The sequence below is a fragment of the Luteibacter sp. HA06 genome, from assembly GCF_054061215.1.
In genome coordinates this window covers 4,781,500-4,800,173 of the sequence record NZ_JBSSDZ010000001.1, presented here as the reverse complement: position 1 = coordinate 4,800,173, position 18,674 = coordinate 4,781,500, and the positions used below count along the sequence as shown (strand labels likewise).

Sequence of the window (18,674 nt, the reverse complement as noted above, 5' to 3'; positions counted from 1 at the left end):
CGCACCTTTTTGCGATAGCGAATTTTAACGGGGAGAGGCATTCAATGAATTCGCGTCATTACCGCGCATCGTCACTGGGACGTCGCACGGCACTTGCCCTGGCCATCGGCCTGGGTTCCGTGTCGGGTGTTGTTTTCGCTCAGGCGACCACCGGCTCCATTTTCGGCCAGGCCCCTGAAGGCGCCGGCCAGACCGTCACCGTTACCAGCGACACCGGCGTGAGCCGTACCGTCAATGTCGACGCCGCAGGTCGTTATACGGTTGGCTCCTTGCCACTGGGTAACTACAAAGTCACCCTGAACCGCGACGGTGCCGCCGTCGACTCGCGTTCGAACGTCACGCTGCGTGTCGGCTCCGGTACGGAAGTCGCCTTTGCAGGCGCCGCCGCGGCCGCCGCAGCTTCGACCAGCCTCGAAGGCGTCACGGTCTCGGCCAATGCCCTGCCGTCGATCGACGTCAGCGCAGTCGACTCGCGTACCGTCATCACCTCCGAGCAGCTCGCCAAGTTGCCGCTGGCTCGCACCGCGGAAGCAATCGCCCTGCTGGCGCCCGGTGCCGTCGCCGGTAGCTCGTTCTTCACCGGTCCGACCGGTAACGCTCTGGTCTCGATCGCCGGTTCGGCAGTCACCGAGAACGCCTACTACATCAACGGTTTCAACACCACGGATCCGCTCAGCGGCTTTGGTGGTATCACCCTGCCTTACGGCGCGATCGACCAGCAGGAAATCCTCGCCGGCGGTTACGGCGCGGCCTACGGTCGTTCCTCGGGTGGCGTCATCAGCCAGGTCGGTAAGCGCGGTACGAACGAATGGCATTTTGGTGCCCAGGTTCTCTGGGAGCCGAGGGCTCTCAAGGCCGACCCGTCCAACTACTACAGCACGGTCGGTTCTAACGCTGGCAAGATCTACGACCGTAATGACAGGGACACGTCGTGGCGCACGACGTACTCCGCATACGCCGGTGGCCCGCTGATCAAGGACACCCTCTACATCTTCCTTGCCGCTGAGCAGGAGCGCCGCGAAGGTACACAGACCACCAGCATCGCTGCTCCGTTCACGTATCAGCAGACCTACAAGAACCCGAAGCTGTACGCCAAGATCGACTGGAACATCACCGACAGCAACATTCTTGAGCTGACGGGTGCGTCGAACAAGCAGGAATACAACGCGCCGATCTACGACTACGACTACGACACCGGCTACAAGGGCGCTTACGTTGGCCAGGACGTCGCGGGCGCACCGCTGAACAAGTCCGGTGCCGACCTGTACTCTGCCAAGTTCACCAGCTACATCACCGACGACATCACGCTGACTGCGTTGTACGGCAAGATGAAGGGCAAGTACTACACGGCTCCGGGCGGTGACAACACCGTACCGTCGATCCTGGGTGCGACCGATGAGAACCCGGCCTATGCGCCCAACGGTCCGATCACCAACGGCAACCCGGCTGCGCAGGTCAACAACCCGGACCACAAGTCGACCAACACGAACCTGCGTATCGACCTGAGCTGGCACATCGGCGATCACACCATCGTCGCCGGTATGGATAACCAGACCGTTCGTGACACCGACGACGGCGTGAGCACGTCGGGTCCCGGTTATGCCTGGGAATACGCGCAGGGCGACGCTGCCACGCCGATCATCGGCACCCTGCCGACTGACTCGTCGTATGTCGCTCCCCCGCCGGGCAACGGCTACTACGTTGCGCAGTACAAGTACAACACTGCGGCCTCGGTCCGCACTACCCAGCGTGCCCAGTACATCGAAGACACCTGGCAGGTGAACGACCGCTGGATGGTGAAGGCTGGTATTCGTAATGACCAGTTCACCAACTACAACCAGGACGGCGATCCGTACCTGCGCCTGAAGAAGCCGCAGTGGGCCCCGCGCCTGGGCGTCAGCTGGGACGTCAATGGCGACTCCAGCCTGAAGATCTACGCCAACGCAGGTCGTTACTACCTCGCGCTGCCGTCGACCGTCGCGCTGCGCTCGGCCGGTGCTTCGCTCTATACCCGTGAATACTTCACCTATACCGGCATCGATGGCCAGGGTATCCCGCAGGGTCTGGCTCCGATCTTCAGCAGCACGGGCGGCCCGATCTCGGCCAACAGCGAATACGGCATCCCGCGCGACCCGAAGACCGCCGCAGCCACCGACATCAAGTCGCAGTACCAGGATGAATTCATCCTCGGCTTCGATGCCCAGGCATGGGCTGGCTGGACCTACGGTGCCAAAGCGACGGTGCGCAAGCTGCGCAACTCGATCGATGACGTCGGTGACGGCCAGGCCATCGAAGACAAGATGGTTGCCTCGGGTATCGATCCGGCTACGATCGGCGCCATCCAGGGTAGCTATCTGTTCAACCCGGGCCGCGCCAATACGTTTGCCATCCCGAACACCAATGGCGGTTACTACGACGTCCAGATGACGAACGACGACTTCCACTTCCCGCATTCGAAGCGTAACTACTACGGCCTCGACATGTACCTCGACCACGCGTGGGACGGCAAGTACCAGGTGAGGTTCGACTACCTGTATTCGAAGAGCTACGGCAACTCGGAAGGCCAGGTTCGTTCGGATATTCGTCAGGACACCGTCTCGGCGACGGTGGACTGGGATTACTGGCAGGTCATGCAGTACGCCGGCGGCGAGCTGGCTAACAGCCGCAAGCATCAGCTGAAGATCTACGGCTCGTACCAGCTGGCTCCGGAGTGGTTGGTTTCTGCCAACATTCTGATCGCCTCGGGCACGCCGAAGAGCTGCCTTGGCTACTTCGGTCCGGATCAGACGAACCCGAGCCTCGGCTACGGCTCGTACTACCACTGGTGCGCGGGCGAGGTTTCACGCCCTGGCGATGCAGGCCACAATCCGTGGACGTACATCGTCACCGGCTCAGTCGAATATCGTCCGGAGTGGGCCGACAAGAAGCTGGCCTTCAACGTGACCGTGTTCAACCTGCTCAACCAGCGCGAGCGTACGCAGACCTACCCGCTCATGGGTAGCACGCTCGCCGCCGCCGGCCCGAACACGCGATACGGTGTGCCGCTCTACCAGACCACGCCGCGTTATGCGCGCTTTGGTATCAGCTACGACTTCTGATGAAGGTGCCGTCGGGGCCATCCACCCCGGCGGCGTAAACCTGAACAGAACCAAGCGAGCAATCAGAACAAAGCATCCATGGACGGAACGCAAGCGTCTCCCCAGATGCCACCGGGCCTCCCGGTGGCCTTTTTGGGCCAGGTGCTTGTCAGATAAGGATTTCATAGCTAGATGGCGTTCTCCCAAGCGTCACGTAGACCGTAAGCCGTTGTAAATATTTTGTTGACACGACAAGCCCCCAAAGCCTATGTTCGGCATCGACGAATCTGGGCGGGGCATTCACAAACTGTGATGCTGCTCCCGTTCAGTAAGAGTCGTAGGACTTGTCGGGAGCAGTTTTATGGGGGCGCTTGTCACTCTGGGAGGAGTGGCGGTGATTCCATCCCCTTGAAGCGAGCACCGACGAGGCCGCCAATTTTTTCCGGCCTGGCGTCGGTTTTGCTCGTTTTCAGACCCGGTTGGGTCGATCTGGGGAGATTTGCTCATGAGTTCTCGCATCACTCAGCAGGGTTCGTTCCTGCGTCATACGGCGTTGGCTGTCGCCCTCGCAGTCGGTCTGGGCGGCACGGGCGTTGTTCTCGCTCAGGCCACCAGCGGTAGCATCTTCGGTACCGCCCAGCCGGGCGACTCCGTTCAGATCACCGGCAACACCGGTTTCAACCGCGAAATCCCGGTTGATGCCTCGGGCCGTTTCCAGATCAGCAACGTGCCGGTCGGTACGTATAACGTTGACCTGAAGCGCAACGGTGCCGTCGTCGATTCCCGCAAGAACGTCAGCCTGACGGTTGGCAAGGGTTCGGACATCTCGTTCGCCGCTGCTGCGACCGCGGCTTCCGCTCAGTCGCTTGACTCGGTCACGGTCACTGCCAACAGCCTGCCGCCGGTCGACGTCTCGACGGTCGACTCGCGCACGGTCATCACCTCCGAGCAGCTCGCCAAGCTTCCGCTCGCCCGCACCGCCGAGTCGATCGCTCTGCTGGCTCCGGGTGCCGTCGGTGGTAGTGGTTACTTCAAGGGTCCGACCGGCAACGCCCTGGTCTCGATCGGTGGCGGCTCGGTTACCGAGAACGCGTACTACATCAACGGCTTCAACACGACGGATCCGCTCAGCGGCTTCGGCGGTATCACCCTGCCTTACGGCGCGATCGACCAGCAGGAAATCCTCGCTGGCGGTTACGGTGCGGCCTATGGTCGTTCGGCTGGCGGCGTGATCAGCCAGGTCGGTAAGCGCGGCACGAACGAATGGCACTTCGGTGCGCAGATCCTGTGGGAGCCGAACGGCGCCGCTTCGGCACCGGGTAACGACCACTATGTGATCAGCGGCCCGAACACCAATGCCGGCGAGATCTACAAGTACAACGAGCGCAACAAGCAGACCCGCACCGTCGAGTCGGCCTACGTCGGTGGTCCGCTGATCAAGGACAAGCTGTACATCTTCCTCGCTGCTGAGCAGGAGCGTACGGAAGCGACCAACGTCAAGACGCAGGACACGCCGACCTACCAGAGCCAGAGCTACCGCAATCCGAAGTACTACGGCAAGCTGGACTGGAACATCACCGACAGCAACATCCTCGAAGTCACCGGCGCGTCGAACAAGCAGAGCTACAACGCTTCGCAGTACAACTTCGACTACGACACGCTGCAGCGTGGTGCGTACATCGGCAAGGACACCTCCGGTGCCCCGTCGCTGAACAAGACCGGTGCGGACGTCTACTCGGCCAAGTTCACCAGCTACATCACCGACGACCTGACCCTGACGGCCCTCTACGGCAAGATGAAGGGCACGTACTTCACTGACGTGTCGTCGTCGCCGAATCCGCACATCTCCGGCCCGAACAGCCAGAATCCGGACCTGAACGGCGGTAGCCCGATTACGAACGACAATCCGGCCAGCCTGTCTTTCGCGCCGAACCATAAGTCGACCAACACCAACCTGCGCATCGATCTGGCGTACCACATCGGCGATCACACGATCACCGGCGGTATCGATAACCAGAACGTTCGTGACAAGGACGACGGTCAGTTCACGACCGGTCCGGGTTATGCGTGGGTCTACGCCCAGGGCGACGAAGGCCAGCCGATCGTTGGCGAGCCGGGTTCGAGCGACTACGTCGGTAACCCGGGTGCGGGTGGCTACTATGTCGATAAGTACAAGTACAACACGCAGGCATCGGTCCGCACGACGCAGCGCGCCCAGTACCTCGAAGATTCCTGGCAGGTGAATGATCGCTGGCTGGTGAAGGTCGGCATCCGTAACGACCAGTTCACCAACTACGACACGAACGGCTCGGCTTACCTGCGCCTGCGTAGCCCGCAGTGGGCTCCGCGCCTGGGTGCCACCTGGGACGTCAATGGCGATTCCAGCCTGAAGATTTATGCCAACGCAGGTCGTTACTACCTCGCGATGCCGGCATCGGTTGCCCTGCGTTCCGCGGGTCAGTCGCTCTACACGCGTGAGTACTTCACCTACACGGGTATCGACTCGCTCGGTCAGCCGACCGGCCTGACGCCGATCCAGACCGCCACCGGCGGCCCGATCTCGGCCAACAGCGAGTACGGCATCCAGCGTGATCCGAACACGGCTGCTTCGCGCAACCTGAAGTCGGAATATCAGGACGAGTTCATCCTCGGCTTCGACAAGACCCTCGGCGACAAGTGGGTCTACGGCGCGAAGGCCACGCTGCGCAAGCTGCGTAACGCCATCGATGACGTCGGCGATTCGGACATCATCCGTCAGACGCTGGTCAACCAGGGTGTGGATCCGACGACGATCGGTCCGATCCAGGGTAGCTACCTGTTCAACCCGGGCCGCGCTTCGCAGTTCCTGGTCCCGAACACGCAGGGCGGCTACTACCAGGCCAACGTGTCGAACGCCGACTTCGGCTTCCCGCAGCTCAAGCGTAACTACTACGGCCTCGAGATGTACCTCGAGCATCCGTTCGATGGTAAGTGGTACGGCAAGGTCGACTACGTCTACTCGAAGAGCTACGGCAACTCGGAAGGCCAGGTTCGTTCCGACGTCGGCCAGACCGACGTCTCGGCAACGGTCGATTGGGACTTCCCGCAGCTCATGCAGTACTCGGGTGGCGAACTGTCCAACAGCCGTCGTCACGTGCTGAAGGCCTACGGTTCCTATCAGCTGACCGACGAAGTCATGCTCTCCGGTAACCTGTCGGTTTCGTCGGGTGCGCCGAAGTCCTGCCTTGGTCAGTTCGGTGCGGACCAGAGCGATCCGGTCGGCTACGGTGACTTCTACCACTACTGCTACGGTCAGCCGTCGTCGCCGGGCTCCATGGGTCACACCCCCTGGCTGTACCTGTTCGACCTGAGCGCTGAGTACCGTCCGGTCTGGGCCGACAAGAAGCTGGCCTTCAACATCACGGTGTTCAACGTCTTCAACAGCCGCGAGACCCTGCAGATCTATCCGCAGGCTGGTACGTCGTCGGGCGTTGAGTCGAACTACAAGGCCACCTTGTACTCGTCGCAGCCGCGCTACGCTCGCTTCGGTATCACCTACGACTTCTGATCCATCGAAGTCGGATCGAAGTCTCCAGCCCTCGGGCTGGGGGCCGGGATCGCAAGAAAAAGGCCACCTTCGGGTGGCCTTTTTTTTGGAAGTGGTCTTTTCGCAATCCGTTTGTCGATCAGACGCTTGCCGGTTTCCGGCATTTCTGACTGCCAGCTTGCCAACCGGCTCGCAGTTACGAATTCCTAGGGATTTTCACCCTTGACTTTTCCAGCGGCGCATTTGCCGGTATGCTCCAAGGTTCCCCCCGGAAGGTCTTGCGCCATGCGCGCGCGTATCTTCCGTGACCCGATTCCTTTCCGTTCCGTTACGAGGTTCGACCATGCGCAGGATTTTCTTGTCGCTCGCATCCGTGGCCGCATTGGCCCTCGCCGGTTGCGGCGGCTCTTCCGACAACGGCCAGCAGGCCGCGGGTGGCACGCCTGAGGCGACCGGCCCGGCCAACGCCGTTACCGGCAGCGTCACCCTGCGTGATGCTGGCGCCCAGCTCTCTCCCGACGCCAAGCTTGACCTGAAGCTGATCGACGTCACCGCTGAGGGCTCGCAGCCCCTGGCGACCAAGACGATCGCCCCGGTGACCCTGCCGGCGCAGTTCCAGCTCGACTTCAACGCCACGGACCTCAATCCGAACGACATGTACATCGTCGAGGTGTCCCTGCAGGATGGCGACCGTCACTACTCGTCGCCCCTGAAGACCCCGGTCCTGACCAAGGGCGCGAAGAACGTCGCCAACATCCAGCTGGTCGGCGAAGCCACCCCGGGTGAGAAGGAGCTGAGCGGCTTCAACAGCGTCAAGAAGAACATTGGCGGCATGAAGGTCACCCAGGGTACGGCGCTGAAAGACGGCGAGTCCCACGGCTGGCAGATCTTCAAGAAGGGCAACGATGTCCAGTTCGTGCGCGAGCTCGTCGACTACGGCGACAAGGGCTTCACCGCTACGGACTTCGCCTACAAGAACGGCAAGCCCTGGGTCATCGTCCAGGAGAAGAAGCCGAGCAAGGATGGCAAGCCGACCTCGACCGAGCGCGCGGGCTGGAACGATGCCGGCGACCTCGTCCTGAAAGAGAACCAGTCCGGCAGCAAGACCGACGTCCTTTCCGACGACGCCGCCAACGACCTGCGCAAGCAGGCCGAAGCGATGTACGCGAAGGCCGGCGGGAACAACGGCAAGAAGTAAGTTCGCGTTATTCGCGAGAACAAAAAAACGCCGGCTTTCGCCGGCGTTTTTTTTCGCCGCTGAAGCGGCTCCCACATTCAGAAGGCCTTCCTCATGTTAGAGAGTCTTCTTCATTCGAAGGCCCTCTCCATTCAGAAGGCCTTCTTCGTTTAGAAGGACATCTTCACACCGAGGTTCAGGCTGTTGTCGCGCTGGCTGTCGTCAGCGAAACGGCCGCTGTAGGCAGCCCAGGCGCTCCAGGTCTGGTTGAAGTCCGCGGTGAGGCCGAGGTCAGCCGTGGCCCAGGTCTTGTCCGGGGTGAAGCCCTGCAGTTCGAAGGTGCCGCTCATGCCCATCAGGCCGGCGGTGACATAACGCGGGTCGGCACGACCGTCGCGGTTGTACGCGACTTCAGCGAACGGGTGCAGCACGGTGTTGCCCGACTGCCATGAGCCCTGCACGCGCCAGCCGGCCGTGGCAATGCGTGAGTTGCGGGTCTGCTTGCCGAAGTTCATCGCGGTGCTGTCGCCACCGTACTCGTTGTAACCGTCGACGCGCAGCTGCTCGAACGTGAGGCTCGCGAACGGGCCGGTTTTCAGCGTGTCGCTACCGAACCACCAGCCGCCCTGCAGGCCGCCGCCGACATGCGAGCCGTCAGCCTTGCCCGTTTCCGTGCGACGCGCGGCGCCGAGGTCGATGCGACGGTCGATGTCGGTAAAGCTGAGCTGGCCGAAGCTGACGAAGGTGCCGACGTAGCCGCCACCCGCGTGATAGAACGCGTAACCCGAACCGGCGAGGTCGGTCATCTTGTAGCCGCCGCCGCCCGAGAAATCGGCGTTGGTCGAGGCCACGCCCATGGCGACGCCCACCGAGATGTTTTCATTGACCTTGGCATCGGCACCGATGGTCAGGTTGACGTTGTCGCTGTCGGTCTTGGGCGAGGTGTCGCCGCTCTTGAACGTCTGCTGGCCGTATTCCGCCGAGGCGAACACGCGGGTGTCGGCGCCGAAGTTGTCGGCCATCATCTGGTTGCGCAGCACGCGGGTGTGGGCTTCGCTCGTGGCGAGGCCGGCTTCACCCAGCAGCGAGATCTTCTGCGGCGCTTCGATGATCGAGATCGCGTACTGGCCGAGCAGGGCGTGGGCAGCGTTCGTCGGATGGATGCCGTCGGCGAACAGGTAGGTCGAGGCCGCATTCGGGTCGCGCAGCGTCGCCGGCGTGCAGGTGAGCGAGCTGGCCGTGGTGCAGGCCGGCACGGTGACGTTGGTGAAACCGTACTTGCCCGGGCTGGCGATGACTTCGTTGAGCAGGGCATAGGTGTCGATCGGCACGATGCCGCGCTGAGCCGTGGCCAGGCCGCCGGACAGGATGCCGTTGTAGACCTGGCTCAGCTGGGTGATGCCGGCCGAAGCGGCGGCACCCTGCGACAGGGCCGCCGGCGTCTTGCCCACATCAGGCAGGTTGAAGACGACGATGGTCTTCGCGCCCGCAGCCTGCAGTGCCTTGATCTGGCCGACTTCCTGCGTGGCAGCGGTGGCGACGACGACCTGCGCGGTGGCCGGGTTGGCCGTCGCGGCGAGGAGGTCGTTGGCGCCGATCCACATCGTGTAGAGCGCGTTCGGGTTGGCCTTGCCGCCGTTCGCGGTCAGGTACTGCTGGATCTGCGCCGAGGTGCCCGGGACCGGGTTCGGGATCACTGCGCGCGCGCCGCCGTACGCGTAGTCGGTACCACCCGACAGCGAAGGCGTCAGCGAGAGGTTGAAATGCGAGGCGATGTTCTCGACGGCGGTGGTGCCCGGGTTCGTGGTGAAGCGCAGGGGCACCGGCGAGCCGGAAAGAATGGCGACGTTGCCGCTGTCGCTCAGGCTGTCGCCGAACGAAACGACCTGCTGGAATCCGTCGGCGTGCGCCCCGGCACTGAACAGAAGGGCGGTACCGATGGCACCGGCAAGATGGCGAATACGCATGTGGTTCACTCCGTGTGTGGGGCGTTAGAGAAACGTTACGGTAATGGAAGCCATACGCCGGCGCATGCTGCGGCGCCGCACCGAAGAAAGTGGGAGTCGCTTCAGCGGCGAAAAGCCAACAAGGCGGTGTGGCCGCGACTTCCATCGCCGGCATAGCCGGCTCCCACAAACAGCCGTTCCCCAAAAGGAACGAGCCGTCGGCGGTGAGAAAAATCTCGGAATTTGCCGAAAAAGGGAGGCGCTTCCACCGGGCTCCCCTGCCCGGTGGAAGCGCGGTCTTATTTGTTCTTGGCGCGGGAGAACGCGTCGGCGAAAGCACTGTTCGCCGGAGCCGCTGTCGGCTTCGGCTGCTGCTGGGGACGGGCGCCGCCGCCCTGCCCACCGCGGCGGTTGCCACCACCGCCGCCAGGCGCGGCGTCGCCGCCCTGCGCCGGTCGACCGCCACGCGCTTCGCCCGGGACATCGTCCAGGCGCATGCTCAGGGCGATGCGCTTGCGGGGCAGGTCCACTTCCATGACCTTGACCTTGACCACGTCGCCGGCCTTCACCGCGTCACGCGGATCCTTGACGAAGGTATGCGACAGCGCCGACACGTGAACCAGGCCATCCTGATGGACGCCGATATCCACGAAGGCGCCGAAGGCGGCGACGTTGGTGACGCGACCCTCGAGCACCATGCCGACCTGCAGGTCTTTCAGGTCTTCCACGCCCTCGGCAAAGCTGGGGGCGACGAATTCGGGGCGCGGATCGCGGCCGGGCTTCTCCAGTTCCTTGAGGATGTCGCGGACGGTCGGCACACCGAAGGTGGCATCGGTGAAGTCTTCCGGTTTGAGGGCGCGCAGGAAGGACGTATCGCCGATGACCTGCTTCACTTCGCGCCCGCACTGCTTGAGGATGCGCTCGACGACCGGGTAGGCCTCGGGATGCACCGAGCTCGCGTCGAGCGGATTGCTGCCGGCGGAAATGCGCAGGAAGCCGGCGCACTGCTCGAAGGCCTTGTCGCCCAGGCGAGGCACCTTCAGGAGGTCCTTGCGGCTGGGGAACGGACCGTTGGCGTCGCGATGCTTCACGACGTTCTCGGCAACGCTACTGGACAGGCCCGCAACGCGCGCAAGCAAGGGGGCCGATGCCGTGTTGACGTCGACACCAACCGCGTTGACGCAATCCTCGACGCGGGCGTCCAGGGCGCGCGCTAGCTTCACCTGGTTTACGTCGTGCTGATACTGGCCGACACCGATGGCCTTCGGTTCGATCTTCACCAACTCGGCCAGCGGATCCTGCAGGCGGCGCGCGATGGAGACGGCGCCGCGGATCGAGACGTCGACGTCCGGGAATTCCTTGGAAGCAAGTTCGGACGCGGAGTAAACCGATGCGCCGGCTTCGCTCACGACCACCTTGGACAGGTTCAGGTCGGGGTACTTCTTGATCACTTCCGCCGCCAGCTTGTCGGTCTCGCGCGAGGCGGTGCCGTTGCCGATGGCGATGAGGTTCACGCCATGCTGCTTGCTGAGCTGCGCGATGCGCGCCACGGACTGGTCCCACTGGTTGCGTGGTTCGTGCGGATAGATGGTATCGAAGGCGACCAGCTTGCCCGTGGCGTCCACGATGGCCAGCTTGCAGCCGGTACGAATGCCCGGGTCCAGGCCCATCACCGTCTTTGCGCCGGCGGGTGCGGCCAGGAGTAGGTCCTTCAGGTTGTCGCCGAACACGCGGATGGCTTCGTCCTCGGCGCCTTCGCGTACGCGACCGAACAGGTCCAGCGTAAGGTGCAGGTGCAGCTTCACGCGCCATGTCAGGCGAACGGTTTCGCGCAGCCAGGCGTCCGCGGCGCGGTTGCGATTGACGATGCCGGCACGCGCGGCGACGCGGCCTTCGCCTTCGGCGTGACCCTGGTCAGCGTCGAGGCCAGGATTGAGGTCGATCTCGAGCACGCCTTCGTTGCGCGCGCGCATCAGCGCGAGGAGACGGTGCGAGGGAATCTTCGACACGGCTTCGCTGTGGTCGAAGTAGTCGCGGAACTTGGCGCCCTCGTTTTCCTTGCCGGCGACGACCACGGCGCGAATCTGGCCCTTGTCCCACAGCCAGTCACGAAGTTCGCCAACCAGGGCCGCGTCTTCGGCGATCGACTCCATGAGGATGGCGCGCGCGCCGTCCAGTGCCGCCTTGGTGTCGGCAACGCCCTTTTCGGCGTCGACGAAGCCCGCGGCAAAGGTTTCCGGATCCTGGGTGGGGTCTTCGCGCAGGCCGAGGGCGAGCGGTTCCAGGCCCGCTTCACGGGCGATCTGCGCCTTGGTGCGACGCTTGGGCTTGAATGGAAGATAGAGATCTTCCAGGCGCGCCTTGGTGTCCGCGCTGAGGAGGTCGGCCTTGAGGGCGTCGGTCATCTTGCCCTGCTCGACGATGCTGTCGAGGATGGCTGCGCGGCGGTCTTCCAGCTCGCGCAGGTAGCGCAAGCGCTCTTCGAGCAGACGCAGCTGAATGTCGTCCAGACCGCCGGTCACTTCCTTGCGGTAGCGAGCGATGAACGGCACGGTGGCGCCGCCGTCGAGAAGTTCCACCGCGGCGCGCACCTGTTCGGGCTTCGCGGCGATGTCCTGGGCAATACGTTGTTCGATGCTCTGCATGTGGTTCCTGTGCGTTGCTCGGCCGGCCGAAACGTCGGGTCGAGCCGTGAATGATAGCAAGCACAGGGAAAGCCCCGGCCGGAGTGGCCGGGGCGGGCAGGGCGATCAGGCGTCGAAGCGGCCGCTATCGCTGTTGCTGCGTGGAGCGACGGCCGGTGCCGATGCCTGGTCGGCACGGCCCATCAACACGTAGGTGCGGGCCAGCAGGTCATGTACGCCCTGCTTGCGCTCGGTGAAGGCGGCGACCACGTAGCAGATCAGCGGAAGGGGTACGGGGAAGCGCAGCACGTTGGTCAGGCGCACGGCGTTGCGGCCGGCACTGCGGGCCAGCGAGATGCGCTGGCCGTCGGTGCCGGTGACGCGGATGCCCACGGCCATCTTTCCGGGGGTGGCCTGCCACTTCGAGGCTTCGAACACCGTGTAGTAGACAAAACCGATGACCATCAGCACGTAGGTGATCGGCAGAATCGCGGTGGCATACGCCTGCAGGGCCGCAACCTGGTCCGTTTTCATCTGCTCCATCACCGTGGCCATGACCGCCCCCAGGCCCATGCTCAGGCTGATCGCCGTGAACGGCACGATGAGGATCAGGTAATCGATCACCCAGGCGCCGAAACGCAGCCAGAAACCGGCGTACTCCGGGGCGGCGACATCGGTGACCCCCAGGAAGGGCGGCGGGGAGGGTAGTACGGGCGGCACGCCGTCGGCGGTCGCGGCGGGCCGCTCCTCGGGGAACAGTTCGCCCAGGGGGCGCCAGTCGACCATGCCGTCGTACCAGCCGAGTTCCTCGGGGCGGCAGGTACCGTCGCGCAGCCACTGACGGATTTCGTCGTCCGTGTAGGGACCAAAGCGCTCACCGTTACGTCCGATCCAGACTTGCATGGCCTACCTTTTTACTGATGCGCTGACTGGCGCCGATGATGCCAGATGGACCGGCATGCCGCCGCCTGCTGGTTGGCACATGTGCCTACGCGGCGCGACGCTTCAGGTGGACAAGCAGCAACGAGATGGCCGCCGGCGTCACCCCGCTGACACGCGAGGCCTGTCCGATCGTCACGGGAAGGGCGCGCTTCAGCTTGAGCAATACCTCAGCGGAGAGCCCCCGCACGCGGTCGTAGTCGAAGCCTTCCGGAATGGCCGTGGATTCGTGTCGGCGCTGGCGCTCGATCTCATCGCGCTGGCGCTCCAGATACCCGGAGTACTTGGCCTGCACTTCCACCTGCGTGGCGACTTCCGCATCGTCCACCGGTGGCCCCAGTTCGGGAACGCTGGTGAGGGTCGCGTAGTTCAACTCCGGTCGGCGGAGCAGGTCGAGCGCGTGGGTCTCGCGACTCACGGCAATGCCGAGCGAGCGTTCGATCGCCGCCCCGAGCGTGTTGGTCGGTGCGGCCCAGATTCCGCGCAGGCGCGCTGTTTCACGTTCCGCCGCGTCCCGCTTGGCTTCGAAGCGCCGGAAGCGATCCTCCGGCACGATACCTCGCGCATATCCGTGGGGCGTCAGTCGCAGGTCGGCATTGTCTTCGCGCAGATGGAGACGATATTCAGCGCGCGAGGTGAACATGCGATACGGCTCAATGGTGCCGTTCGTCGTGAGGTCGTCGATGAGTACGCCGATATAGGCCTCGTCGCGGCGCGGGTACCACGGTGTCTCGCCGCGCACGGCCAGTGCGGCGTTCATGCCGGCGATGAGCCCCTGCGCGCCGGCTTCTTCGTAGCCCGTGGTGCCGTTGATCTGGCCGGCGAAATAGAGCCCCGGAATGCCCTTGGTTTCCAGCCACGGATGCAGGCCGCGCGGATCGAAGTAGTCGTACTCGATGGCGTAGCCGGGGCGAGTGATGTGTGCACGCTCAAAGCCGGGGATGGAGCGCACAAGGGCGTACTGCACGTCGAAGGGGAGCGACGTCGAGATGCCGTTGGGGTAGATCTCAAACGTATCGAGGCCTTCCGGCTCGACGAAGATCTGGTGCGAGTTCTTGTCGGCGAAGCGAACCACCTTGTCTTCGATCGACGGGCAATAGCGCGGGCCGACACCTTCGATCTGTCCGCTGTACAGCGGTGACCGGTCGAGCGAGCCGCGAATCAGCTCGTGCGTGGCCTCGGTGGTGTGGGTGATCCAGCAACTCACCTGGCGCGGATGTTCCGCAGCCGACCCCATGTACGAAAAATGCGGCATCGGGCTGTCGCCGGGCTGCTCCTCGAGGACCGAGAAATCGATGCTGCGGCTGTCGATACGTGGTGGCGTACCCGTCTTGAGTCGGTTGGCGGCCACGGGTAGTTCGCGCAGCTTCGCGGCCAGCGTGGACGCCGGCGGGTCGCCCGCGCGGCCACCGGCGTACTGCGCGGACCCGATGTGGATTTTCCCGGCGAGGAAGGTGCCTGCTGTCAGCACGACGGCCGGTGCATGGAAGTCCAGGCCCATCTGCGTACGTACGCCGGCGACGCGGCCATCCACGAGGATGAGATCGTCCACGGCCTGCTGGAACAGCACGAGATTGGGTTGCGTCTCGACCAGGTAGCGGATGGCCGACTTGTACAGCGAGCGGTCGGCCTGGCAACGCGTGGCGCGCACGGCAGGTCCCTTGGAGGCGTTGAGCGTACGCCACTGGATGCCGGCGCGATCCGCGGCACGGCCCATGGCGCCGCCCAGGGCGTCGATTTCCTTGACCAAATGGCCTTTTCCGATGCCGCCGATGGCCGGGTTGCAGCTCATCTGGCCGATCGTTTCGATGTTGTGGCTGAGCAGCAGCGTGCGCGCGCCAGCGCGCGCCGAGGCGAGCGCCGCTTCGGTGCCGGCGTGTCCGCCACCGACCACGATGACGTCGTAGGTTTCTGTATGCAGCATGGTCAAGGGTTTCGGGCGTAGGGCCAGATCGGCATTTTACGCCTGCCGGACGACCCGCGTTGCATTGCAGCGCGATCGTCATATGGCAGGGTTTGGCACGGCTCGTGCTTTCTATTCCGTGCACTTCACCCGGGCAGACGCTGCGCGAATACACGCGCGCCGAGACCGAACGACAGGGGTTTGGTCGTGTGCCGGTGGGAGGAAGCGGGATGTGGGCAAGGATGCCCCATTCGATCTAACGAATGAGATCTGGCGCCCGGCGGTCTCAGGAACAGGGGGAATCCAGGATGACCGTGCTGCCGGGCGCCAGAAACCGAGTGACTGGCACGAAGAGCCGAGGCAAAGCCTCGGCTTTTTTTCGTTGAAATGAACACTACACCGATCCAATGAACCGTGTGTGACTTTTTCGTCAACGAAGTGCTCGGTTTCGGCAATTGGTGACGCAGTACGTCAGTTTCTCCCGCAGGACGAGATCGAACGTGACGTAGCGCACATTTTTTCGCGCGTCGCAGCGAATGGCACGCCCGATGCATTGCAGCATGGCGATCAACGAGGGAAGGGGCTGAATGCCATGAACGCTGTCATGTCCACTAACGAACCCATGATCCGCCACCACGATCTGCTCATCGAAATGGGCAGCCTGGAAATGGCCATGGAAAAACTCAACGAGCGCAATCAGACCGAACAGGGCCGGTTGCGACCACGCATCGAACAACGCCTCGCACGTATCCGCGAAACCCTGGCCGGCCTGGAAGACTGAGCACAGGGATCAGCCCCGGGATCAGCCCAGGGCCACCCGAGCGAGGATGTCGGTCAGGTCACGCGACAGGTCCTTGCGTGATGCCAGTTCCGCGACCACCGTGTGCGCCGCCTCGCGTCGCACAGGCTCAAGACGCTTCCATCCATTGAAGGCCGTCGCTACGCGAGCGGCGACCTGCGGATTGAGCGCATCGATCGCCACCAGGCGGTCGGCCAGCCAACGATACGCCGCGCCATCGGCGCGATGGAAGCCGCTTGGATTGGCTCGAGCGAAGCTGCCCAGCAGCGACTGCACGCGGTTCGGATTCTTCAGAGTGAACGCGTCGTCGCGCTCCAGTGCCTGGATCCGTCCCAGCGCCGTTTCGCCCGGCAGCTGCGCCTGCACGGCGAACCACTTGTCGAGCGCCAGCGCGTTGCCTTCGTATCGCTTGCGGAAGTGCGCGAACGCAGGGGCCGCCGACTCCGGGTCTACGGTGGCCAGGGTGGCCAGCGCCGCGAGGCGGTCGGTCATGCCGGGGGCTTCGTCGTACTGAGCGCGTGCGAGGTCGCGAGCGTTGCTCTCATCGACCAGGGAAAGCAGATCGAGTATGCGGCGCTTGAGCTGGCGCCGCGCCTGGCTGGCCGCGTCCAGCGCGGCGCTCGTCGCCGCACGCAGCACGTCGTAACGCGCGCGCAGCGCAGGGACGCCAATCCTGCTGGCCAGGACCCGCAACATGGCCTGCCGGTGGGCGCGAATGCGGTCCGGATCGCGCTCGGGCTGACGCTCGACCAGTTCGATCTCGCCAAGTGGGGTGAGCAGTTCGGCCAGGAGTGCATCTTCGATAGTGGCATCGCCGAAGAGCTGGGCCAGGGCCGACGTCCATGCGCCAATCGCCGCGCCGTCGAGCTTGCCATCGCGGCAGTCGTCGTAGGCGAGGCCGGCAAGCTGTTGCCCGGCTTCCCAGCGATTGAAGCCGTCCGGATCGTGACGGAGCAGTACGCCGAGTTCGTCGGGGGCGTAGTCGAATTCGAGGATCACCGGGGCGGAGAAGCCGCGCAGGAGCGACGGCACCGGCGCGCTGGCGATGTCCTCGAAGACGATGCTGCGCTCCGCGCCATCGAGCACGATGGTGCGTTCGGCGGCACCGGCCGTGGCCTCGCCTTCGAGGCGAAGCGGAAGGGCCTTGCCCGAGGCGTCGAACAGCGAAAGGCGAACCGGGATGGGCAGCGCGTGCTTGACGGTCTGTCCGGCGCTTGCCGGCGTGCGCTGGCGCAGCGTAAGGCGATAGCGCGACTGCGCCGCGTCGTAGCGGGCTTCGGCGGTGAGTCGCGGCGTGCCTGCCTGCCCATACCAGGCCAGGTACGTCGAGAGATCCGTGTTGTTGGCATCGCCCAGCGCTTTCAGGAAGTCCTCGATCGTCGCGGCATCACCATCGTGGCGCTGGAAGTAGAGGTCCATGCCCTTGCGGAAGCCGTCGCGGCCGAGGTGGCCGGCGAGCATGCGCACCAGCTCGGAACCCTTCTCGTAGACAGTCGCCGTATAGAAATTGTTGATCTCGCTGTACTGCGAGGGCCGCACCGGATGCGAGAGCGGGCCGGCATCTTCGGGGAACTGCGCGCGGCGCAGCAGGGCCACGTCTTCGATGCGCTTGAGCGACACCGAGTTCATGTCCGCGGAGAAGCTCTGCTCACGGAATACGGTGAGGCCTTCTTTCAGGCTCAACTGGAACCAGTCGCGGCAGGTGACGCGATTGCCGCTCCAGTTGTGGAAATACTCGTGCGCGACCACGGCTTCCACGTGACGGTATTCGTCATCGGTGCTGGAGTCCGGGTCGGCGAGCAGGTATTTCGCGTTGAAGATGTTGAGGCCCTTGTTCTCCATCGCCCCCATGTTGAAATCGTGAGTGGCGACGACATGGAACACGTCGAGATCGTAATTGCGCCCGTACGTCCGCTCATCCCATTGCATGCTGCGGATGAGGGAGTCCATCGCGTAGTCGCATCGATCGATGACATCGGCCTCGGCCCAGATATGCAGGGCAACGGCGCGGCCGTCGGCCGTGGTGTAGTCGTGGCTGATGCGTTCCAGGCGCCCGGCGACGAGGGCGAACAGATAGCTGGGCTTGGGGTGGGGATCGACGAAGCGTGCCCAGTGACGACCGTCGGGCAGGTCGCCTGTCCCATCCGGATTCCCGCCGGCGAGCAGCACCGGGAAGCGCTCCCGGTCGGCACGCAGCGTCACCGTATATTTCGACAGGACATCCGGACGGTCGGGGAAATACGTGATGTGGCGGAAGCCCTCGGCTTCGCACTGGGTCAACAGGAATCCACGATCGCGGCTACCGGAAAGGTAGAGGCCCTCGAAGGCGGTATTTTCCGCCGGGCGGACCGCCACGCGAGCGCCCAGGACACAGCGTTCCACGTCCACGGCCACCTCGAGGACACCGTTGGCGAGGATGTACTCGCCATCGCCAAGCCGCCGGCCATCCAGCGTGAGTTCGAGCAGATCGATGCCTTCGCCGTTCAGCCGGATCGGCTCGTCCGCCTGCCGCACCAGGGTCAGCCGGCTGGTGACCTCGGTGTGGTCGATACCGAGGTCGAACTCGAGGGCCACGTCATCCACCGCCCAGGCCGGCGGGCGGTAGTCGGCGAGGCGGATGACGGACGTGGGGGCGTCTGAACGATCACTCATGGCGGTAGGACAACACATGTTCTGGTCTGAC

At 64.0% G+C, this 18,674-nt stretch carries 9 protein-coding genes; 4 read left to right on the top strand and 5 right to left on the bottom strand.

Annotated elements, in window-relative coordinates; all coding sequences use genetic code 11:
* Positions 1-44 precede the first annotated feature (44 nt).
* From ACVWWJ_RS22120 to ACVWWJ_RS22110, 3 genes are all read left to right on the top strand, one after another.
* Positions 45-3,098, top strand: a complete 3,054-nt coding sequence (locus ACVWWJ_RS22120) for an outer membrane beta-barrel protein (RefSeq protein WP_456969501.1) — start codon at positions 45-47, stop codon at positions 3,096-3,098.
* 484 nt (positions 3,099-3,582) lie between these two features.
* Positions 3,583-6,624, top strand: a complete 3,042-nt coding sequence (locus ACVWWJ_RS22115; protein WP_456969500.1) for a TonB-dependent receptor — start codon at positions 3,583-3,585, stop codon at positions 6,622-6,624.
* A gap of 322 nt (positions 6,625-6,946) precedes the next feature.
* Positions 6,947-7,801, top strand: a complete 855-nt coding sequence (locus tag ACVWWJ_RS22110; RefSeq protein ID WP_159892902.1) for a YbaY family lipoprotein — start codon at positions 6,947-6,949, stop codon at positions 7,799-7,801.
* A gap of 149 nt (positions 7,802-7,950) precedes the next feature.
* Here the strand turns inward: ACVWWJ_RS22110 and ACVWWJ_RS22105 are convergent, their stop codons facing one another.
* From ACVWWJ_RS22105 to mnmG, 4 genes are all read right to left on the bottom strand, one after another.
* Positions 7,951-9,747 (bottom strand): autotransporter outer membrane beta-barrel domain-containing protein, encoded by a 1,797-nt coding sequence (locus ACVWWJ_RS22105; protein WP_456969499.1) that lies wholly within the window; start codon positions 9,745-9,747, stop codon positions 7,951-7,953.
* A 278-nt stretch (positions 9,748-10,025) separates the two neighbouring features.
* Positions 10,026-12,371: a Tex family protein gene (locus ACVWWJ_RS22100; RefSeq protein WP_456969498.1), complete on the bottom strand. Its 2,346-nt coding sequence runs from the start codon at positions 12,369-12,371 to the stop codon at positions 10,026-10,028.
* Positions 12,372-12,476: 105 nt separating this feature from the next.
* Positions 12,477-13,253: an RDD family protein gene (locus ACVWWJ_RS22095; RefSeq protein ID WP_456969497.1), complete on the bottom strand. Its 777-nt coding sequence runs from the start codon at positions 13,251-13,253 to the stop codon at positions 12,477-12,479.
* An 85-nt stretch (positions 13,254-13,338) separates the two neighbouring features.
* Positions 13,339-15,213, bottom strand: a complete 1,875-nt coding sequence (gene mnmG / locus ACVWWJ_RS22090; RefSeq protein ID WP_456969496.1) for a tRNA uridine-5-carboxymethylaminomethyl(34) synthesis enzyme MnmG — start codon at positions 15,211-15,213, stop codon at positions 13,339-13,341.
* A 397-nt stretch (positions 15,214-15,610) separates the two neighbouring features.
* On the opposite strand from mnmG, the gene ACVWWJ_RS22085 reads away from it, so the two are divergent.
* Positions 15,611-15,973: a hypothetical protein gene (locus ACVWWJ_RS22085; RefSeq protein WP_456969495.1), complete on the top strand. Its 363-nt coding sequence runs from the start codon at positions 15,611-15,613 to the stop codon at positions 15,971-15,973.
* Positions 15,974-15,994: 21 nt separating this feature from the next.
* Here the strand turns inward: ACVWWJ_RS22085 and pepN are convergent, their stop codons facing one another.
* Positions 15,995-18,643, bottom strand: coding sequence for an aminopeptidase N (pepN, locus tag ACVWWJ_RS22080; protein WP_456969494.1), 2,649 nt, complete (start codon positions 18,641-18,643; stop codon positions 15,995-15,997).
* Positions 18,644-18,674: the final 31 nt, after the last annotated feature.

Excerpts from the sequence above, each read along its gene's own strand:
- mnmG (WP_456969496.1), bottom strand. The coding sequence starts at position 15,213 with ATGCTGCATACAGAAACCTACGACGTCATCGTGGTCGGTGGCGGACAC.
- ACVWWJ_RS22115 (WP_456969500.1), top strand. The coding sequence starts at position 3,583 with ATGAGTTCTCGCATCACTCAGCAGGGTTCGTTCCTGCGTCATACGGCG.
- pepN (WP_456969494.1), bottom strand. The coding sequence starts at position 18,643 with ATGAGTGATCGTTCAGACGCCCCCACGTCCGTCATCCGCCTCGCCGAC.
- ACVWWJ_RS22110 (WP_159892902.1), top strand. The coding sequence starts at position 6,947 with ATGCGCAGGATTTTCTTGTCGCTCGCATCCGTGGCCGCATTGGCCCTC.
- ACVWWJ_RS22100 (WP_456969498.1), bottom strand. The coding sequence starts at position 12,371 with ATGCAGAGCATCGAACAACGTATTGCCCAGGACATCGCCGCGAAGCCC.
- ACVWWJ_RS22095 (WP_456969497.1), bottom strand. The coding sequence starts at position 13,253 with ATGCAAGTCTGGATCGGACGTAACGGTGAGCGCTTTGGTCCCTACACG.
- ACVWWJ_RS22105 (WP_456969499.1), bottom strand. The coding sequence starts at position 9,747 with ATGCGTATTCGCCATCTTGCCGGTGCCATCGGTACCGCCCTTCTGTTC.
- ACVWWJ_RS22120 (WP_456969501.1), top strand. The coding sequence starts at position 45 with ATGAATTCGCGTCATTACCGCGCATCGTCACTGGGACGTCGCACGGCA.